Annotated in this window: 17 protein-coding genes and 1 pseudogene; 9 read left to right on the top strand and 9 right to left on the bottom strand. The window is 44.3% G+C overall.

Annotated elements, in window-relative coordinates; all coding sequences use genetic code 11:
* Positions 1 to 11: 11 nt before the first annotated feature.
* The 3 genes from recF to dnaA form a co-directional block, all read right to left on the bottom strand.
* Positions 12 to 1,091: a DNA replication/repair protein RecF gene (gene recF, locus ACED48_RS13525; RefSeq protein ID WP_017055484.1), complete on the bottom strand. Its 1,080-nt coding sequence runs from the start codon at positions 1,089 to 1,091 to the stop codon at positions 12 to 14.
* Between the two features lie 82 nt (positions 1,092 to 1,173).
* Positions 1,174 to 2,274, bottom strand: coding sequence for a DNA polymerase III subunit beta (dnaN, locus tag ACED48_RS13520; protein WP_017055483.1), 1,101 nt, complete (start codon positions 2,272 to 2,274; stop codon positions 1,174 to 1,176).
* 81 nt (positions 2,275 to 2,355) lie between these two features.
* Entirely contained in the window at positions 2,356 to 3,777 is a 1,422-nt protein-coding gene (gene dnaA, locus ACED48_RS13515) for a chromosomal replication initiator protein DnaA (RefSeq protein ID WP_017055482.1), read from the bottom strand.
* 308 nt (positions 3,778 to 4,085) lie between these two features.
* Between dnaA and ACED48_RS13510 the strand changes: the two genes are divergently transcribed.
* The 9 genes from ACED48_RS13510 to ACED48_RS13470 all read left to right on the top strand — a co-directional run bounded on the left by ACED48_RS13510 (position 4,086) and on the right by ACED48_RS13470 (position 11,780).
* Complete coding sequence (locus ACED48_RS13510) at positions 4,086 to 4,835, top strand: amino acid ABC transporter substrate-binding protein (RefSeq protein ID WP_017055481.1); 750 nt, start codon at positions 4,086 to 4,088, stop codon at positions 4,833 to 4,835.
* Positions 4,836 to 4,970: 135 nt separating this feature from the next.
* The gene (locus ACED48_RS13505; RefSeq protein ID WP_017055480.1) at positions 4,971 to 5,642 is read left to right on the top strand and encodes an amino acid ABC transporter permease; all 672 of its coding nucleotides are present in this window, start codon (positions 4,971 to 4,973) and stop codon (positions 5,640 to 5,642) included.
* Complete coding sequence (locus ACED48_RS13500) at positions 5,639 to 6,376, top strand: amino acid ABC transporter ATP-binding protein (RefSeq protein WP_017055479.1); 738 nt, start codon at positions 5,639 to 5,641, stop codon at positions 6,374 to 6,376. The genes ACED48_RS13505 and ACED48_RS13500 overlap by 4 nt, the downstream gene beginning before the upstream one ends.
* 206 nt (positions 6,377 to 6,582) lie before the next feature.
* Positions 6,583 to 6,717: a 50S ribosomal protein L34 gene (rpmH, locus tag ACED48_RS13495; RefSeq protein ID WP_004735800.1), complete on the top strand. Its 135-nt coding sequence runs from the start codon at positions 6,583 to 6,585 to the stop codon at positions 6,715 to 6,717.
* A 45-nt stretch (positions 6,718 to 6,762) separates the two neighbouring features.
* Positions 6,763 to 7,086: a ribonuclease P protein component gene (rnpA, locus tag ACED48_RS13490; RefSeq protein ID WP_017055478.1), complete on the top strand. Its 324-nt coding sequence runs from the start codon at positions 6,763 to 6,765 to the stop codon at positions 7,084 to 7,086.
* Entirely contained in the window at positions 7,053 to 7,310 is a 258-nt protein-coding gene (yidD, locus tag ACED48_RS13485) for a membrane protein insertion efficiency factor YidD (protein ID WP_077681038.1), read from the top strand. The genes rnpA and yidD overlap by 34 nt, the downstream gene beginning before the upstream one ends.
* Positions 7,311 to 7,312: 2 nt before the next feature.
* On the top strand, positions 7,313 to 8,932 hold the full coding sequence (gene yidC / locus ACED48_RS13480; protein ID WP_017055477.1) for a membrane protein insertase YidC: 1,620 nt from the start codon (positions 7,313 to 7,315) through the stop codon (positions 8,930 to 8,932).
* A gap of 130 nt (positions 8,933 to 9,062) precedes the next feature.
* A complete protein-coding gene (gene mnmE, locus ACED48_RS13475) occupies positions 9,063 to 10,424 on the top strand; it encodes a tRNA uridine-5-carboxymethylaminomethyl(34) synthesis GTPase MnmE (RefSeq protein WP_017055476.1) in 1,362 nt (453 codons plus the stop codon).
* Positions 10,425 to 10,595: 171 nt separating this feature from the next.
* Positions 10,596 to 11,780, top strand: a complete 1,185-nt coding sequence (locus ACED48_RS13470; RefSeq protein WP_017055475.1) for a site-specific integrase — start codon at positions 10,596 to 10,598, stop codon at positions 11,778 to 11,780.
* Between the two features lie 53 nt (positions 11,781 to 11,833).
* Here ACED48_RS13470 and ACED48_RS13465 read toward each other — a convergent pair whose 3' ends face one another.
* The 6 genes and pseudogenes from ACED48_RS13465 to ACED48_RS13440 all read right to left on the bottom strand — a co-directional run bounded on the left by ACED48_RS13465 (position 11,834) and on the right by ACED48_RS13440 (position 19,912).
* Positions 11,834 to 13,417: a hypothetical protein gene (locus ACED48_RS13465; protein ID WP_029626856.1), complete on the bottom strand. Its 1,584-nt coding sequence runs from the start codon at positions 13,415 to 13,417 to the stop codon at positions 11,834 to 11,836.
* Between the two features lie 153 nt (positions 13,418 to 13,570).
* The gene (locus ACED48_RS13460) at positions 13,571 to 13,696 is read right to left on the bottom strand and encodes a hypothetical protein (RefSeq protein WP_017055473.1); all 126 of its coding nucleotides are present in this window, start codon (positions 13,694 to 13,696) and stop codon (positions 13,571 to 13,573) included.
* A 163-nt stretch (positions 13,697 to 13,859) separates the two neighbouring features.
* Positions 13,860 to 14,195 carry a helix-turn-helix domain-containing protein gene (locus tag ACED48_RS13455; RefSeq protein WP_017055472.1) on the bottom strand — a complete coding sequence of 112 codons (336 nt, stop codon included), beginning with the start codon at positions 14,193 to 14,195 and terminating at the stop codon, positions 13,860 to 13,862.
* A gap of 60 nt (positions 14,196 to 14,255) precedes the next feature.
* Entirely contained in the window at positions 14,256 to 15,929 is a 1,674-nt protein-coding gene (locus ACED48_RS13450) for a DUF927 domain-containing protein (RefSeq protein WP_017055471.1), read from the bottom strand.
* A gap of 12 nt (positions 15,930 to 15,941) precedes the next feature.
* Entirely contained in the window at positions 15,942 to 16,133 is a 192-nt protein-coding gene (locus ACED48_RS13445) for an AlpA family transcriptional regulator (RefSeq protein WP_017055470.1), read from the bottom strand.
* Positions 16,134 to 16,838: 705 nt separating this feature from the next.
* Positions 16,839 to 19,912 (bottom strand): annotated as a pseudogene (locus tag ACED48_RS13440) (TrlF family AAA-like ATPase).
* Positions 19,913 to 19,922: the final 10 nt, after the last annotated feature.

The raw sequence follows: 19,922 nt of genomic DNA, 5'->3' as shown, positions 1-19,922 counted from the left end.
TCTCTGACTAATTATCCTTGCTCTATTTTGCCATGTTCCACATGAAACATCCTGCTATTTTCATCATGCATATCTGCAATCTGATCAGCGGTAATAGAGCTTACAAAAACTTGAGCCTCGGTCGCCTTTAAGCACTCAGCAAGACGTGCGCGGCGTTGGCTATCTAATTCGGAAGCAAAGTCATCTATTAAATAGATACATTGCTTTCCTGTCATTTGAGTGAGGTGTTGCCCTTGTGCTACTCGCAACGCGCACACCATCAACTTCAACTGACCTCGTGACAAGACATCTTCCACTGGAGTGCCGTTCACTTTTATCTTTAGATCTGCTTTGTTTGGCCCACTAAATGTGTAACCAAGCTGCTGATCCCTTTCAAAATTCTTCTCTAGTATCTCAGCGTATGGCGTGTCTTTTTCCCAGCCACGATAATAGTTAATCTTTATCTCAAACTCTGGCAAGAAGGTCGCACAGATCTCTTCGGCGACTTCTTTAAGTTGCTCAACATAGGTGGCACGCCAATGACTGATGTTTTCAGCTAAACGGGCCAGTTCTTGATCCCAATAGCTCAGCTCTCGATAATGCGTGGCTGTTTTCAATAATGCGTTTCGCTGTTTATTGAGCCGCTTTACCCTGCCCCAAGCATCATAAAAACCTGACTCACTGTGGAAAACTCCCCAATCAATGAATGCACGGCGATGTTTAGGTCCATCCGTCAGTAAATCAAACCCTTCCGGGTGAATCAACTGCAAAGGTAAGACTTGCGCTAACTGAGCCAACTTTTGTCCGGTTTGGCCGCTTATTTTAACCTCTGTCGAGCCATCACGCTGCTTATTAATGCCAATTGGCAGCTCAAATTGGTCCGAGGTCATAAAACGGCCATGTACAAACAGTTCACTGCACTCGTTTTGGATGATACGACCAGTTAGAGAACTTTTGAATGAGCGACCGTGCCCGAGCAGATAGACCGCTTCAAGGACACTGGTTTTGCCGCTTCCGTTAGCCCCTATAAGAAAGTTAAAGCCTGATGACGGTTGAATGTCACAGGCTTCAATATTTCTAAACTGCTTAACGATTAAGCGCGATAAAGGCATAGCGTCTTCATATTAATCTTCAATCACAACACAGTAGGTAAACGTTGTTGGTCAGTAAGCATGGTTGATTCACAAACAACGCTTATAAACGAATTGGCATAACAACGTACATCGCGCTGTCATCTTGCGCATTCTCAATCAAAGCACTCGCATTGGCATCTGACATTGATATACGAACCTGTTCACAACGCAGTGTGTTCAGCACATCCAATACGTAGCTTACGTTGAAGCCAATTTCTAGCGCGTCACCGTAGAAGGTGACGTCTAACACCTCTTCGGCTTCTTCTTGTTCTGGGTTGTTCGCGGTAATACGCATCTCGCTATCGACAAGGTTAACGCGAACACCACGGAATTTTTCATTCGACAGAATCGCCGCGCGAGAAAACGCTGAACGTAACTCATCGCAGCCGGCTTCTAATGTCTTGGTGGTATTCTGCGGCATTACGCGGCGATAATCAGGGAAACGACCATCAACAAGCTTAGAAGTGAATACATAGTTGTTCACTTCAGCGCGTACATTAGAGTTACCAATTTGCAGCGTTACAGGCTGTTCAGGTGCATCCAACAGCTTGACTAGCTCTTGAACACCTTTACGTGGAACAATGATCTGCTTCTGAGCAAAATCGGCATCAAGTTGCGCTTGAGATACTGCCATACGGTGACCATCAGTCGCCACACTGCGCAGGATCGAACCTTCAATCTCGAACAACATACCGTTGAGGTAGTAGCGAACGTCTTGGTTCGCCATTGAGAATTGTGTTTTCTCGATAAGACCGCGCAATTCAGCTTGTGTCACAGACACTTCAACTTCACTGCTCCAGTCTTCTATGTTTGGGAAGTCTGCCGCAGGTAATGTTGCTAATGAGAAGCGGCTACGACCAGAGCGAACCTGAATACGGTCACCATCCAATACCACAGTGATCACTGAGCTGTCTGGCAATCCACGGCAGATATCTAGGAATTTACGTGAAGGTACGGTAATGCTGCCCGCTTCGAAATCACCTTCAAGCGTTACACGGCTGATCAGTTCAACTTCTAGATCCGTCGCTGTCATCGACAACACGTTATCTTCTACTTTAATCAGTAGGTTTCCTAGAATTGGAAGCGTTGGCCTGCCACCGAGTGCGCCAGATACTTGTTGTAATGGCTTAATCAGATGACTACGTTCAATGGTAAATTTCATATCTTGCTCTTACGGTCTAAATGGCACTGCGTAATAGTACGTGGCCAAAGTTCGGCTTATTAAGGTTAAGAATACTGTGTATTAAGAAGAAAGGGTACGAATCAAGTTCGAATAGTCTTCTTTAATGTCGTGGCTCTCTTCACGCAGCTGAGCAATCTTACGACAAGCATGCAGTACCGTCGTGTGGTCACGACCACCGAATGCATCGCCAATCTCAGGCAAACTGTGGTTAGTCAGCTCTTTAGCCAGTGCCATCGCCAATTGACGTGGACGAGCAACAGAACGAGAACGACGCTTAGACAATAGATCAGCGACTTTGATTTTGTAGTACTCGGCTACTGTCTTTTGAATGTTATCAATAGTGACCAGCTTTTCTTGCAGTGCAAGTAGGTCACGCAGTGCTTCACGCACGAAATCGATAGTGATCGGGCGGCCAGTGAAGTTTGCATTCGCAATAACACGGTTCAATGCGCCTTCTAGCTCACGAACGTTAGAGCGTAAACGCTTAGCAATAAAGAATGCCACTTCATCCGCAAGGTGAATTTGGTGGTCTTCTGCTTTCTTCATCAAGATCGCAACACGAGTCTCAAGCTCTGGTGGCTCAATCGCAACCGTCAAACCCCAACCGAAGCGAGATTTTAGACGATCCTCAACCCCGTTGATCTCTTTTGGATAACGGTCAGACGTTAGGATGATCTGTTGGTTACCTTCAAGCAGCGCATTAAAAGTATGGAAGAACTCTTCTTGAGAGCGCTCTTTATTGGCGAAGAATTGGATATCATCGATAAGCAGCGCATCAACACTGCGGTAGTAGCGCTTAAATTCTTCAATCGCGTTATTTTGTAGCGCCTTTACCATGTCCTGAACAAAGCGCTCAGAGTGCATGTACACCACTTTAGCGTTTGGTTTGTTATCAACAATGGCGTTACCTACAGCATGCAACAAGTGCGTTTTACCTAAACCAGTACCACCATATAAAAACAATGGGTTATAGGCCGTTCCTGGATTATCTGAAACCTGACGTGCCGCCGCTAAACCCAATTGGTTTGATTTACCCTCAACAAAGTTATTGAACATATGTTTTGGGTTTACGTTTGAACGGTGATTCAAGTCAACCGCGACAGGCTCTTCATCACGCCAGATATTATGGACAGGCTTACGAGCTTGTAACTGCGCAGGTGCCGACGATTCAGCAGCTACATCAGCAGCTGTACGTGTCCTAGCAGGGGCGATAGTCTCAGGTTTTGTCGCAGTGGCTCGTTTACTTCCAATCTCAAAATGAAGATGCGGAATATCATGACCGCAATGTTCTCGCAGCAAACGGGTAATGCTATTTAGATACTTATCGCGAACCCAATCAAGTACAAACCGGTTCGGTGCAAATAGAGTTAGAGTATTGTCATTGAGCTCCGCTTGTAGCGGACGAACCCACATACTGAATTCTGTAGCTGGTAACTCTTCTTGAAGCTGTTGCAAACACTGCAACCAAAGCGAAGATGACACGGTGCCCCACTCTATTTAAGTTATGTGAAATGACCGTTGATTTTACCTGTTGATAAGTAAGATCGCCAGTGATTGATCACTAATTCAGCGAATAAGATCCAAGTTATTCACAGTAAGTTGGATGAAAAGAGTTAGATCCACACATCTTGCCCCTAATTTACTCACACAATGATCTACTTATGCCCGGATCCTTGCGAGTTATCCCCAAATTAGAATACGATATAGTTATGGTTAATAACATCTGGTTATTTATTCTATTGAGCCATTTCACAGTAACATCCAATCCCATAAATATAAGGAGTTACCAAATGAATAACTGGGTTAAGGCTGCAATTGCGGCTATCGCACTCTCTGCTGCTACTGTTCAAGCTGCGACTGAAGTTAAAGTCGGCATGTCTGGTCGCTACTTCCCGTTCACTTTCGTTAAACAAGACCAGCTACAAGGTTTTGAAGTGGATTTATGGGATGAGATTGGTAAACGTAACGACTACAAGATCGAATACGTGACTGCAAACTTTTCAGGTCTGTTTGGTCTTCTTGAAACGGGTCGAATTGATACGATCTCAAACCAAATTACAATGACGGATGCACGTAAAGCGAAATATCTATTCGCAGACCCATACGTAGTAGATGGCGCACAGATTACCGTTCGTAAAGGTAACGACAGCATCAAAGGCATCGAAGACTTACATGGCAAGACGGTTGCGGTAAACCTGGGTTCAAACTTCGAACAACTGCTTCGCAGCTACGACAAAGATGGCAAAATCAATGTAAAAACCTACGATACAGGTATTGAACATGATGTAGCACTCGGCCGTGCCGATGCATTCGTAATGGATCGCCTTTCAGCACTAGAGCTTATTAAGAAGACAGGTCTACCATTGCAGCTAGCAGGTCAGCCATTCGAAACCATTGAAAACGCTTGGCCTTTCGTTGACAACGACAAGGGTAAAAAACTGCAAGCTGAAGTAAACCAAGCATTAGCAACAATGCGCGCCGATGGCACGCTAGAAGGTATCTCTCAGAAATGGTTTGGGGCGGATATTACCCAAAAGTAATAACTCACTCGTTCCATTTAAGGCCCACTGCTTTATACAGCGGTGGGCTTTTTGTTTTTGTATTACTGATTAAAAGCCTGATATAACAGTATTTCCAAATAGAACAACACTTCCAATAAAAATATGAGATAGATTATGGGATTTGATTTTAACTACATGCTAGAGCTGCTGCCAATACTGCTGAAGTATCTTGGCACGACCATGGAGATGGCAACTTGGGGTTTGTTCTTTGCTCTGATTCTCTCTTTGATACTGGCAAACATTCGTGTATTCAAAATCCCAGTACTCGATCAGTTGAGCCAACTGTACATCAGCTTCTTTCGCGGCACCCCACTGCTAGTACAGTTATTTCTTCTTTATTACGGCTTACCACAAGTGTTCCCGTGGATGGTTGGTCTAGATGCCTTCAGCGCAGCCGTCATAGGCTTAACTCTGCACTTTGCCGCCTACATGGCAGAAAGTATTCGTGCAGCGATTATCGGTATTGACCGTAGTCAAATGGAAGCCAGCCTATCTGTGGGCATGACAACCAGTCAAGCGATGCGTCGAATCATCTTACCTCAAGCAACCCGCGTCGCATTGCCGTCGTTGATGAACTACTTCATTGACATGATTAAGTCGACTTCGCTTGCTTTCACTTTAGGTGTCGCTGAAATCATGGCTAAAGCTCAGATGGAAGCCTCTTCAAGTTTTCGCTTCTTCGAAGCTTTCTTAGCGGTAGCGCTGATTTATTGGGGCGTGGTGGTTATCCTTACTCGTATTCAAATTTGGGCCGAAGTGAAACTGAATAAGGCGTACGTACGATGATCAAATTACAAAATATCCACAAACAATTTGGTGACACTGAAGTATTGAAAGGGATCGACCTAGAAATAAAGCAAGGCGAGATCATTGTCATCATAGGTTCAAGTGGTACTGGTAAATCTACCTTACTGCGTTGTGTTAATTTTCTAGAGCAAGCCGATCAAGGTACGATTTCGATCGATGATATCAAGGTGGATGTTCAGAAGCATACCAAATCAGAGGTGCTTGCACTGCGTCGTAAGACGGGGTTTGTGTTCCAAAATTATGCGCTATTTGCTCACCAAACCGCGAGGCAGAACATTGCTGAAGGTTTGATTACTGTTCGAGGTTGGAAAAGTAAACAAGCCCATGAAAAAGCGCAACAAATACTCGATGACATTGGTTTAGGTGACAGATCGGACAGTTACCCAGCAGCGCTCTCTGGAGGCCAGCAGCAACGGGTTGGTATTGGCCGAGCGATGGCACTTCAGCCAGAACTTTTGTTGTTTGATGAACCTACATCAGCGCTTGATCCTGAGTGGGTTGGCGAAGTACTTAACCTAATGAAAAAATTAGCAAATCAGCATCAAACCATGCTGGTGGTTACCCATGAAATGCAGTTCGCGAGAGAGGTCGCAGATAGAGTGATCTTCATGGCTGATGGCCACATTGTCGAACAGGGATCTCCACAGGATATTTTTGGTAATCCACAGGATCCTAAATTAAAGAAATTCTTAAACAAGGTTGGGATCGACTAAGGATCCTTGTGATTTTAGTTATTCTACGTATAATCCCCCGACCGGAATTTTAGTTAACCCAATCATTGACACTTTTTGTGACAGTGATTACAATTCCGCCTCTTTGTTGAGAGGCGTCGGTTTTCCTTTCTTATATAAAGAAGAGAAAAAATACCCACGCCGGGTTTAACAAAAACCTAAAACTACTGATCAGTAAGGTAATTACAATGAAACGCACTTTTCAACCTACAGTTCTAAAGCGTAAGCGTACACACGGTTTCCGTGCTCGCATGGCTACTAAGAACGGTCGCGCAACAATCAATGCACGTCGTGCAAAAGGCCGTAAGCGTCTTTCTAAGTAATCTTTGATTATTTTGAATAAGCTAGCCTTCGGTCGGGAGTTACGCTTGTTAACTCCCGAACATTATCAAAATGTCTTCAAGCAAGCTCATCGAGCTGGCTCCCCTCATTTCACCATCATTGCTCGAAATAACTCTCTTTCAAATCCTCGTCTTGGATTAGCCGTTCCGAAAAAGCAGATTAAAACCGCCGTGGGTCGTAATCGATTCAAGCGTCTTACTCGTGAAAGCTTTCGTAACACTCAACACAAACTCCCTAACAAAGATTTTGTTGTAATCGCTAAAAAGAGCGCGCAAGATTTAAGCAATGAAGAAATGTTCAAGCTACTCGACAAATTATGGCTTCGCCTGTCTCGCCCTTCGCGTGGATAGCGCTAATACCCATCTATTTTTATAGATGGTTTATTAGTCCACTCATCGGCCCACGCTGCCGATTTACTCCAACCTGCTCTTTATATGCGATAGAAGCGTTGAAAGCTCACGGTTTTGTAAAAGGGTGTTGGTTATCAGGCAAACGTCTATTAAAATGCCATCCTTTGAATGAAGGTGGCTTTGACCCCGTTCCACCAGTCCCAAAACAAGACAGAGATAAATAACGATGGATTCTCAACGTAATATCCTGTTAATCGCATTGGCTTTGGTTTCTTTCCTACTTTTCCAACAATGGAACGTAGCGAAGAACCCAGCTCCACAAGCGGTTGAGCAGGCACAATCTGGCAGCACACTACCAGCACCATCTTATGCAGATGATCTAGACCCAGCTCCAGGTCAAGTTGCTGCTGCAAAAGCTATCACAGTAACAACTGATGTACTGACGCTGTCAATTGATACGGTTGGTGGTGATGTCGTTAAAGCGAACCTTAATGATTACTCTGCTGAGTTCGATTCTGAAGACACTTTTGTTCTTCTTAAAAACGAACCTGGTCACCAATTTATCGCTCAAAGCGGTCTAGTGGGTCCTCAAGGTATCGATTTAAGCAGCACGAACCGCCCTAGCTATACGGTTTCAGCAGACAGCTTTACTCTAGCTGAAGGTCAAGATGAACTACGCATCCCAATGACTTACCAAGCGAACGGCCTTGATTACACAAAAACATTCGTACTTAAGCGCGGCAGCTACGCGATTGACGTTGAATACGATGTAATCAACAATTCTGGTAACAACGCGACATTCGGCATGTACGCTCACCTACGTCAAAACGTTATGGATGACGGCGGTAGCCTAACCATGCCAACGTACCGTGGTGGTGCTTACTCTACGGAAGATACGCGTTACAAAAAATACAGCTTCGACGACATGCAAGATCGCAACCTGTCTCTTAACCTAGCAAATGGTCAGGGTTGGGCTGCGATGATTCAACACTACTTTGCAAGTGCATGGATCCCACGCGACGAAGCAGGCAGCAACCTTTACACTCGTGTAATCGGAAACCTTGGTGACATCGGTGTGCGCATGCCGAACAAGACCATCGCGACTGGCGACGAAGCGAGCTTCAAAGCAACACTTTGGGTTGGTCCTAAACTTCAAGATCAAATGGCTGCTGTTGCACCAAGCCTAGACCTAGTAGTTGACTACGGTTGGTTGTGGTTCATTGCTAAACCACTTCATACTCTGCTTTCGTTCATTCAAGGCATCGTTGTGAACTGGGGTCTGGCAATCATCTGTCTAACATTTATCGTTCGTGGTGCTATGTACCCACTAACGAAAGCCCAGTACACATCTATGGCGAAAATGCGCATGCTTCAGCCTAAACTGACTGCAATGCGTGAGCGTATTGGCGACGACCGTCAACGCATGAGCCAAGAAATGATGGAATTGTACAAGAAAGAGAAAGTAAACCCACTAGGTGGCTGTTTACCTATCATCTTACAAATGCCTATATTTATTTCGCTATACTGGGCATTAATGGAGTCTGTAGAACTGCGTCACTCACCGTTTTTCGGTTGGATTACTGACCTTTCAGCGCAAGACCCATACTACATCTTGCCACTTCTGATGGGTGCTTCAATGTTCCTAATCCAGAAGATGAGCCCGACAACGGTAACGGATCCAATGCAGCAGAAGATCATGACCTTTATGCCGGTTATGTTCACATTCTTCTTCCTGTTCTTCCCTTCAGGTCTGGTTCTTTACTGGCTAGTATCGAACATCGTAACTCTGATTCAGCAAACGCTTATCTACCGCGCGCTGGAAAAGAAAGGCTTACATTCTAAGTAAGTTCAAGAATAGAAAGAGATAAAGAAAGGCGACCAAAAGGTCGCCTTTTTGTTTTTAGCTGATTACAATTCAGCTAATTGATTAATCGTGAACGCCCCTTTTTGGCCTTCACATGCTAGCAGGCACACCTATGACTACAGATACGATTGTTGCTCAAGCGACCGCGCCCGGACGTGGTGGCGTCGGTATTATCCGCGTTTCCGGCCCATTGGCGACTCAGGTTGCCCTAGAACTAACAGGAAAAACACTTAAGCCTCGCTACGCTGAGTACTTGCCTTTCAAATCTGCCGATGGCATCGAGCTCGACCAAGGTATCGCGCTTTACTTCCCTAACCCACATTCGTTCACTGGCGAAGACGTGTTAGAGCTGCAAGGCCACGGTGGCCCAGTGGTTATGGACATGCTAATCAAACACATCCTAACTATCTCAGGCCTACGTGCCGCGCGTCCAGGTGAGTTCTCTGAGCGTGCCTTCTTGAACGACAAAATGGACTTAACGCAAGCCGAAGCGATTGCTGACTTAATTGATGCAAGTTCAGAAGAAGCAGCAAAATCGGCGCTTCAATCACTACAAGGTGAGTTCTCTAAGCGCATTAACACGCTGGTCGATTCACTGATTCATCTGCGAATCTATGTTGAAGCAGCGATCGACTTCCCTGAAGAAGAAATCGATTTCCTTGCTGACGGCAAAGTAAGTGCTGACTTACAGGCTATCATCGACAACCTCGAATCCGTACGCCAAGAAGCCAACCAAGGCGCAATCATGCGTGAAGGTATGAAGGTGGTGATAGCAGGCCGTCCAAACGCTGGGAAATCCAGTCTATTGAACGCACTATCAGGCAAAGAGTCTGCGATTGTGACCGATATTGCCGGTACCACACGAGATGTGCTTCGTGAACATATCCATATCGATGGCATGCCATTGCATATTATCGATACCGCAGGCCTACGTGATGCTTCCGATGAAGTAGAAAGAATCGGTATAGAACGCGCTTGGGAAGAAATTTCTCAGGCAGACCGTGTTTTATTTATGGTGGACGGAACGACTACAGGTGCCACTGATCCAAAAGATATTTGGCCAGATTTCGTTGATCGTTTACCAAATAACATAGGCATGACGGTGATTCGCAATAAAGCGGACCAAACCAATGAAGAGCTAGGAATTTGTCACGTTAACGATCCGACCTTGATTCGCTTATCAGCTAAAACAGGCGAAGGTATCGATGCACTACGTAGCCATCTAAAAGAATGCATGGGCTTTGCTGGTGGCCATGAAGGTGGCTTCATGGCACGTCGCCGTCACTTGGACGCCTTAGAAAGAGCATCGGATCACCTAGATATCGGCAAACAACAGCTTGAAGGTTACATGGCAGGAGAGATCTTGGCGGAAGAGCTACGTATCACCCAACAGCATCTTAATGAGATTACTGGTGAGTTCAGCTCAGATGATCTTTTAGGTCGTATATTCTCTTCATTCTGTATCGGGAAGTAAAGTGGGCAAATAACGGAAAACAACAGCAAGCAACGGTAGATAACACACTGATTTTATTAGATCGTCATTTGCCGTTTGTTTCCATCCGTTGCCGTTAATTGCCAAATCTAGTCCCCATTTGGGCTCCATGACATGCTACTCGCACTGATTGGGGCCCAAATGGAGTCTAAAATGAAAATTTCCATTCAAAAACGAACACTTAGAGCTGATGGCACACGCTCACTACGTTTAGTTTATGATCATGGTTATGCCACAAACACACTAGGTGGACGCCAAAATAAACGTAAACGCAGCTACGAAACTTTAGACCTGTACGTTCACGACAAACCTAAAACACCCACCCAGCGCCAACACAACAAAGAGCATATGCTTCTCGCCGAAACCATTAAGAGTAAACGACTGGTTGAGTGGCAATCTCAGAAGCATGGTTTTGAGGATCGAACCAAGCTCTCAGCTAGCTTCATTGATTACTTTCAACGGCAAATTGACATCAAAGAACAAACCACCTCAACCTCCAACCATTCAATCTGGCTTTCAGCTCGTAAGCACCTACTGTTCTACTGCGGGAAACATGATCTTAGTTTTGATGAACTGGATAAAGACTGGTTAGACGGGTTTAAGTATTACCTAACCAATGAAGCGAAAACCAAAAGTGATACACCGTTATCTCGCAATACACAAAGCTCCTACTTCAATAAAGTTCGTGCGGCGATCAACGAAGCACATCGAGAAGGTATTATTCGCGATAACCCGCTTTCACAAGTGACCAGTATCAAAGCGAAAACGACTAAGCGGGTTTATTTAACACTGGATGAGGTCAACGCGTTAGCTCATACAGAATGTCGCTACCCAGTCCTTAAACGTGCGTTTTTGTTCTCATGTGCAACGGGGATGCGTTGGTGCGATATCCATCGACTTACTTGGTCAGAAATAGAGACATTCAATAATCACAAACGAATTATCTTCGACCAGGTCAAACTCTCTCACGGCGATGCTAAGAGCCTTCAGTATTTAGACATACCAAAGTCAGCAGAATCACTTTTGGGTAGCCCCAAAGCCTTTCACGAGCGCGTATTCAAGGGATTGAAATACTCTTCTTATATAAATGTAGAACTGCTTAGATGGGCTCTGGCTGCTGGAATAAGTAAGCACGTTACATTCCATGCTGGTCGTCATACCTTTGCTGTAATTCAGCTTAGCCGAGGAATCGATATATACGCAGTATCGAAACTGCTCGGCCACAGCGAACTCAAGACAACCGAGATCTACGCTGACATCATAGAACAACGTAGGATGGAAGCCATGCTCACATTCCCCGATATTTTTGCTTCTTCTGGAAAGGATTCAGCGACCTAAGACTCGTTTATTCTGGTGATGGTGACATTGCTCACTATCACCTTAATTTGAAGTCATAGGATTGGATAATTAGCGATTTTTAACATTTCAAAGGCTCCCTTCACAGCATCTTCGGACTCATCAAATCCTCTATGCCAGCGAATCTCTACCTTCTGATGGCAAGCCCAAGCGACTAACTTCTTAAACTCGCGCCATTTGTCATTTTTTGCACAACACTCAGCAAATTGGTTCACGAGTAGATACGTATCCCGACCCACGCTATGCTTGGAAAGCTCAAACGCTTTTTTATAGTGCCCTAAGGCTGAACGATGATCGTCTTTTCGGTAAAAATATGTAGCGAACATCCATTCAACCATCCAGTGCAAAGTATCACCATGTCCAGCGTCATCGATACTGCGCTGATAGTCTTGAATATCCGTGAGTGATAAGGTTGATGACTTTCTCCGCCTTCCGCCATCCATGTACTTCAGCATAAAGCTTTTCTTATCTGAATCTATTTGTTTGTGGTGCACCCTTAGACACATGGCAAGAAAATAAGCATCAAATCGCCACCTAAGCCTTTTAACTTCTGATAGTGAAAACGGAGAGCCTTTTCGCTCTATCAATATCGATTGAAATATACTTGCGTCCTGGGCTAGATGCTGAGCATACTGCCTCCAGTACAAATCCACTTTTTGAAACCAAAACTCGTAGTGTTGCTGTGGAGTTAAGGGACCAATCTCAAACAACTCAACGGAAATCAATTTTTTAAGCTCTTGATTTAACTTAACCATTCTACGGTTTTGAGCTTTCATTTGAACAACCAAGCGTTGAATAAAGCTGCTCCCGAAAGCAGAATTTATCTGCTGAAAAATATCAGTCGATAGTCGAGCAAGAAACAGAATACATGTGAAGCGATGAACATCTTCGGCACTCAGTTTTCTGCCATGTCGCTTGTCACCGCAACTTGCCAGTTGCTCAACCGAATACTCAAAGTTCTTCTGTAGCTCTCCCCAACTGGGTAATCGTCCTCGGTTAAACCAACGAGATACGTTTTCCAAATTTTGGCTCGCCCTTCCATCTAAATTTGAAGGATTATGAAATCGACTTTGATTCGTTCCGCATTCTTGATAAATCCAACGCCAAACTTTTTCTAACGGCCAGCAAACATGCTCTCCCGAAAATGTGGGCAACCACCAATCAATTTCGCAAGGTGCTTTTAAACTGCTCACAGCTGCACCATACATCAACGCATATTTATGCGCAGACTTAATAACAAGATCAGCCAAACGGTATTCAATAAGCCATTTGATCGTTTTCTGTCTTGAAAGATAGGTACCTTCATCACTTAACGTGGCTCTGTAGGACTGATACAAATCTCTCGCACTTGCTAGAAGTGCTTCACTAACCCGTGGGTCTTGAGTCGCTTCATACACCAAGCCAATTAAGTAAACCTCAAGCTCCTCAAGGGTTTTATCAAGATCACCATCTTCCTTGGCTAATCTGTTTAGCTTAGTTTGGATATTTTTTTTCTTTGCTTCGTCATCCAGTATCACTGATTGACTGTGTTTCTGTGCCAACAAGCCAGTACTGTTGAAGACAAACTTTACCGCTTCACCAAGAGTTGGGAAGGAATGCCTAGTCATCGTCATCATCATATCCATCCATCAAGTCTTTCTCCTTCTGACAGTCATAACACAGCTCACCAGTGATCCCCCACGCCCCATTTTCTCCAGTAAAGTACAGAGTGCACAAGCACTCTGCACATTGAATCTGGTTTTAGTACATATTAACTCAAAACCAAATATCAATTACTTACCTTTAGCATTTCCACGACCACCACCTGATTTTTGACCTGTCGTGGACGGCCAATTTCCACCTGGTCCTGGATGTGATGATTGAGGACGGCCACCAGATTTACTTGAACCTTTTGACATGATGTTACTCCTTTAATGATGTTGATTTACTCGCATCAAGCGCAAAACAAACTCTGCACTGACAGTACAAATCTAATCAAAAGGTTCATTGGTAACACCGGGCTTTTTGACGACGTTAATTTTCAAAGGGACTCAGCGGCCTAAGGCCGCTGCTATAAAAGTATTACTTACGAGAAACGGTGGCGAGATAATTTGCTGCCCTTTTTTCGATCTCATAATGAGATGAAACACGCTGCTCCTCAACCCATTTCATTATGGCTTGACGCTCAAATCGAAGGTGTTTGCCAATTTTGAAAAATGGTATTTCCGCAGAGCTGGTCAGCTTATAAAGCTGGTTGGTTGATAAACCCAGCAAGGCAGCACATTCATCAACGGTTAGAATGTCCTTCCCAAGCAACTCCACCTTTCGTTGCTGTAAACGCTGATCCAGAACAGCGCGCTCAACACGATCAATCTTGGCGAGAATGGATTGAAGAAGAACTTGCTCGTTGGTTGTCATCGTATCACCTCCTCACTCGTTGAAATATTTCAGGGAAGAGTGGGAAAACTGGGAAATGCACTATTCATCAATACCCATCTCCTTCAACTCAGAGAGGATCTTTTCCGGCCAGAAGGCGAAAAAACGATGATCAAACTCACTACCGTTTTTCTTCTCGATAATCCGAAGTGTTCCTCTACGATCTTCATTGGTTTCAAACCACCCTTTGTGAATCAAAGGGCTCAATTGACTCTTGTACTGACGACGCAGTCGTAGCTGCTTAACAAACTCTTGTTTGTGAATAAGCCACTGGACGTCATCACCATCCTGCCGCCAGTAACCAAACTTTGACTGTCTGCTTGTGCAGAATTCAGGAAGCTTATTTTCCCAATACCGAATAGCTTGTTTCAAAGCACTCAACACCTCATACGTTTCTTGATTGTGCTGATGCCCTCGATGGGCTATCCAACGACTAAAAACGTTATAGACTGAATACAACGACTCTTCTTCAGTCCACGGCACTAACTGGTTTCGTGATGCAACAGACAACGCGACACCAACAAGGACAAAGCGCTTCAATACCCGATGAACCTGACCTGAATAATTGCTTTTAGACCAATGCTGCCTCAGCGTTTCGATTTCACGCTGTAAAACGACTTCCAGATCGGGCTTATCTGAAATAAGCGTCATCCAAGCCGTGAACAAAGTGCCAAAGTACTTTTGAGTCTGCTTTTCTAAGTGCTCAGCAAACTGAGATGGTGAGGAAAAGCGGTGTAGATCCGCAAAACAGCCAAAGCGCTCTTCGGCAGGAATTTCGATTACTCTAATGAGCTGACCAGCTTTCACTTGATAACCAGAGGACTCCATCAGCTCTGTCAGGCCAACTTCTCCATTACTCAATGTCAGCGTTCGCCAATTGGCTATATTCGCCAGGCCGCCTGTTTCGGTGGCTCGCAGCTTCCCACATCCGTTGACGATTTGATAAGCCGCAGAACTGGCTTCTTCCGCCGAGCACAACCCTAGCTCATCTAACACAAGCAACATGTCATGATGCTCTGATGCAACCGCCTCAATACCGTTAGCGGTTGTTTTCCAGGACTTGATATAAGACTTATCAGCATAAACAGACGCAGCGACAAACGATGTGACAGACTTACCCGACGAAGACGGCCCCATCACATGGAATGCCGCACTTTCCATCCCTACTGGCTTGAGCAGCGGCGCGGCCAAAGCGACGCCAACAGAAAATATAAGCAAGGGATTGCTGACCAACAAAGAACCGACTTCGCTTTGCCATTCCGCTAAGCTCCCTTTTGCCAAACAGAGTGAGTCTGCCATCCCACCAGAAAAGTAGTAGGACTCATCTGACCGTCCGAAACTTTTCTCCGGAGTAACGAACACCTTGTCATGCCAACCTGTTCTTGTAACACAAAAGGCCGTTTCCGCCGCTTTGAGCTCTTCCCGCAAATAGCGCTGGACCATATTCCATGCATTTTGCTCAGGCTCCAGCCAAAAACCGGTATCAAATAATTCATCTCTTAATTGATAGTTGGTCCCTCCCATGATCTTTCTGGCAGGTACTATCATTCGAATCGTCTGCTTGTCCATATTGATGATTTCAATACAAGCACTGAAACCTGACTTCCGATCAGGTGAACGTGTTCTAGCAAGAACCTTGACCGAAGAGCTCAACGAACGCCAACCTCGCTCACGGCAGAAATACTGTAGTTGATCATGGTGATGACGAAACTTCATATGACCTCCCTATCACAGGCTCAAAAGCCACTTCTGCACATCTTCAACTCGAAACCTCACAGCTCGAGAGCGAGGCGATAAATTCACTGGAGAAGGAAAAGAACCGCTTTTTACATAGCGGCGAATCGTCGCTTGAGATAGTTGCGTTAGTTTGCAAACTTCTTGATAGCTTAATAGCTGATTTGATTGTTTTTGTGCGGTCATAACTACTCCTGATAGCTAATGAATAATCAAGAAATAGTTTGCAGGGTGAGCAACGCAAAGGCGCGCGGTGCTCAGGCCCATTTTGGGCAGTTTCGCGTGAAAAGAAGCCTATTGAATTCATGGTTTAGAATTACAGAAGCAGATAATGAAGCGGTAATGTGAGTAGGCATTGCTTCACTATTATTCACCAAGCCACAAAGCGCTATGCGTTAAGTTGCTCACCATAGTTAACGCATAGTGATTAGAGACTCACTTTCACATGTGAAAGTAGCAAAACATGAAGCTTTGAACGGATAGAACAACCAAGTGTACCGCTTTTATCCGGTACACATAAAACGGTACAGCTCAACCTAACAGTACATATAAGGAGCTGTTATAGATAAACTTTTGCTAATTACTACATTGCAAAACTGTACCGATTTGACGAAAACGGTACACCTTCTCCGCCCAGAGCAAATGCTAACTTTAGATACCCAGCAGGGGAAAGTTTGCACTCATAATTAATGTTAACGGCATCAGGGAAAGGTCTAAGCCTCCCTACTCTTCACATCAGAACATCTTGTCCACTTCCACACCTCAACGGTATAGAAAATCTGGAAAACCTTACAGTGCTTGCGTTGCTACTGGTATCTAAGTCTTTCCAGAATTGTCGTCAAATGGCACCTGTCAGAGTTGCACTGGCAGGCTAAGCTTGGCGTGGTGGGTTTACATGTACTTAACTCTACGGTTGTCGAATGCAGGCATAGTCCCCTCAAGTACATCAACCACCTTGTTGTTGATGATTCTGCACTCAATAGCTCCTGGTGTATATGTGATGTTGTGACCATTTGTTCGGTCAAACTCACAGTGGATTATCTGCTCTGCATCGCAAACGACAGCAAGGTTTGGATTATGTGTAACCATAATGATCTGTCGCTTTTGTTTTGCTTCAGTCAACACTGGCACAAGTAGGCTAACAATTGTTTCATTGTCCAAATTTTCTTCTGGTTGATCTAAGATAATTGGGGTATTGCCTTTATCCACAAGCAGATAGAAAATCAACAGTAATGCACCTCTTTGCCCTGGTGATAGCTGTCCAATTTGTGCGTCTTGGAACATTAGTGTGTACCTTGGCTCAAGGTAATCTAGGCCAAAGATGAGATCATAAACTTCATTTGCTGAACGATCCTTACGCAGCAGTGAAGCTATGCCAACTGGGTTCTTAGAAGCATCCTCTAGCTTTTGGTGCAGCTCTTGAACAAATCCGATAAGAGACTCTTTGTTATCAAGATCGTGCTTATCCATTAGCTCTTTCATTACTGCCAGACTCTCAGATTCACCTCTAAACTCTCCTGATGCTTGCTTTACAATAGAGAATAACTTATTCGAAACTTGGTCTGTTGTACTACTCAGTTCAGCTCTAAACTGCAATTTATATTCATCACGGATCAGGGCGTTATTCTGGATGAGAGATTGTACTGGCTCAAAAAGTGCCTCTCGATTCGCCTTTTGCTCATTAAGAACTCTGAATATTTGGCGGGTTAAACCCTGTCGTTGCTCATGTAGTTCCTGTCTTTGAATTGGCAGCTGGTCCAGTTGAGCTTTTCTATGTTTAAGCCCCTCAAGAGAGTCTGGTTCATCCTTGGTTCCTAATAACGTCGTCTTCTTTTCTTCCCAAGCTTTAAGTTGTTCTTTATATTGCTGAAATGCTTGCTGTGGTGCATTTAGCTGTGCGTTTAATGGAGCCTTCTTCTCTGTAAGTGATTGCTTTTTGGCATCAAGTGACAATTGACTTTCTTTTAGTTCATTGTCACGGGTGGTGCTAGCGCTCTCGGAATCTGAAATTACTTTTTCATCAATTTCTAGCTTGATCAATCTCTCGACGTCTAAGCCTAAAAGATTGGCATCAGAGCTAAACTCAGAAGTAAACTGATTAACTGCGCGCTTGACAATTTCAAAGCCTGCTTTGATGTTCTTGCATGCTTTTTTCTTTGCTGCTAGTTTTGTTATCTCTTCTCGATTTGTTTCTTGCTGTTGCTGTAATTCTTCAAGCTCCTGACTAATTACAGTAAGCTGTTCAGCTACTTCTTGTTGTTCAGTAGTGAGCTCACTCGTTGGCTCAGGAACCTCTTCCGGCTTAACCTTTATAAGTTCTTCGAGTAGCCTCTGTTTTTGAGCTAATAGTTCTTCGAGTGTTTTTCTCGCTTCATCGGTCATCTGACTTTCAACGAATGCAATTTGTTCATTTATCTTGTGCAATTCGCTGCGATAGCTTTCGAGCTGACTTCGAAGTGAACTTTCTTGCTGCTCGATAAGCTGGTCAAAGTCATGAGCCCCTAAACGTATAGAATCATCAGCATATGAGAAAATTACAGATCTTAGCTCTTTCTCGAAAGCATCTGATTGGCCAGAGACATGTGCATTACACAGTTCTTCAAAGTGACCCTGAGGAATATACTTTACGAGTTCAACATTTTCAGTTGCTGGGTTTTCATTAAGATTTTTAGATAAATTCTCGGCATCACCCCATGTTACTTTTGCATTGAAGTGACGTGCTGGCTCGCCTGTTTTCCCCCTGAAACGATTTTCTTTTAAGAAAGAGAAGTGGTGGCTTTGTTTGGAGTTACCAAGCAGCGCAGCAATATCTGCTAATGCACTTTTACCACTGCCTTTATTGCCAATGATTGCTACTAAATCATGGTTTAGATGTATTTCGGTTTGGTCAAGCCAGGCATCTGAAAGTGGTGCCCCACTAGATTTACTGACTTCTAGCTTTTCGATGAAACGACTTCTGTTTTCACTTACAAGTTGTCGCTTTGGAGGAGTTGCGCCAATAAATGATCGCTTTGCTGGTTCCTTTATTGCTTGCTGTAACCCTTCAAATGTTGGGTTCGCTTTTATCCACGTTGCCTTTCCTGACGGGTAGTCGCCATACCCCCTGCGATCATTGTTTCCTGGTTCACCAGTGAATCTATGAGCATCGCTTCCTGAAACAGCAAGTCGAGGTTGGTTGTTCAGAGCTATCTGGAAAGCATCAAACCAACGTTCATTTTCAGTGATCTTTACACCAGCGAACGCTGCCCATGTTATGTAGTCTCTTGTTTCAAAGATTGGCGAAGACTTGAAAAGGGTTAATGAGTAGGCGTAATGCTCATTACGTTCAATTTCAGTAAGGCCGTCGTAAGTATTAAACGGCATGTAACCAATTGCCTGATTTTTGCTTACATTGCTAATGGCATCTTGGTAGCTTTCGCATGTGACTTCAGCGATTATAGATCCCGCTTTGAGTGCTTCACTGTCAGATTCATTCACACGCTGTTGATTTAGACCGTGGTGTCGTAACTTATCGGGTTGAGCGCTTCTCGCAACTTGTATTAAGGCGTTATCAGACAACGGCCTGTTTATTAGTGCAATTTGTAGTTTACTCTTGAAATCAACAAGTTCTTGATCTGGAATGCTATCAGGAAAAGAACGTGTGCATTTAGCCTACCTCGCATTGGAGCCATTAACCGCAACTCAATGCCAGGGAACACGGTTTTCTCCAGTTTGGGAGCATCATCTTGTGTTAAACGATGCTTTAACGCAAACCACCCATCAAAAGTCCAGTAATCCATAATTGCAAATACAGCTGGTTCTGCTGCATTCATTGCATGGATCATTTCATCTACTAAAGGAGCATTTTCTGGTGCACACGGATTTGAGTTAAATCTTGGGCCATTCCAATGAAAAGACGCTGGGGTATGAATATGTAGATCCCACTTACGCCATTCAGAACCACGAGGATATTTACTACTAGCCATCTACTATTCC

Origin of the sequence: Vibrio sp. 5S239, from assembly GCF_041439575.1 — a bacterium.
Classification (GTDB): Bacteria; Pseudomonadota; Gammaproteobacteria; order Enterobacterales; family Vibrionaceae; genus Vibrio; species Vibrio kanaloae.
Note: the sequence above shows the minus strand (reverse complement) of the source record. Positions and strands in the feature narration are given on the sequence as shown.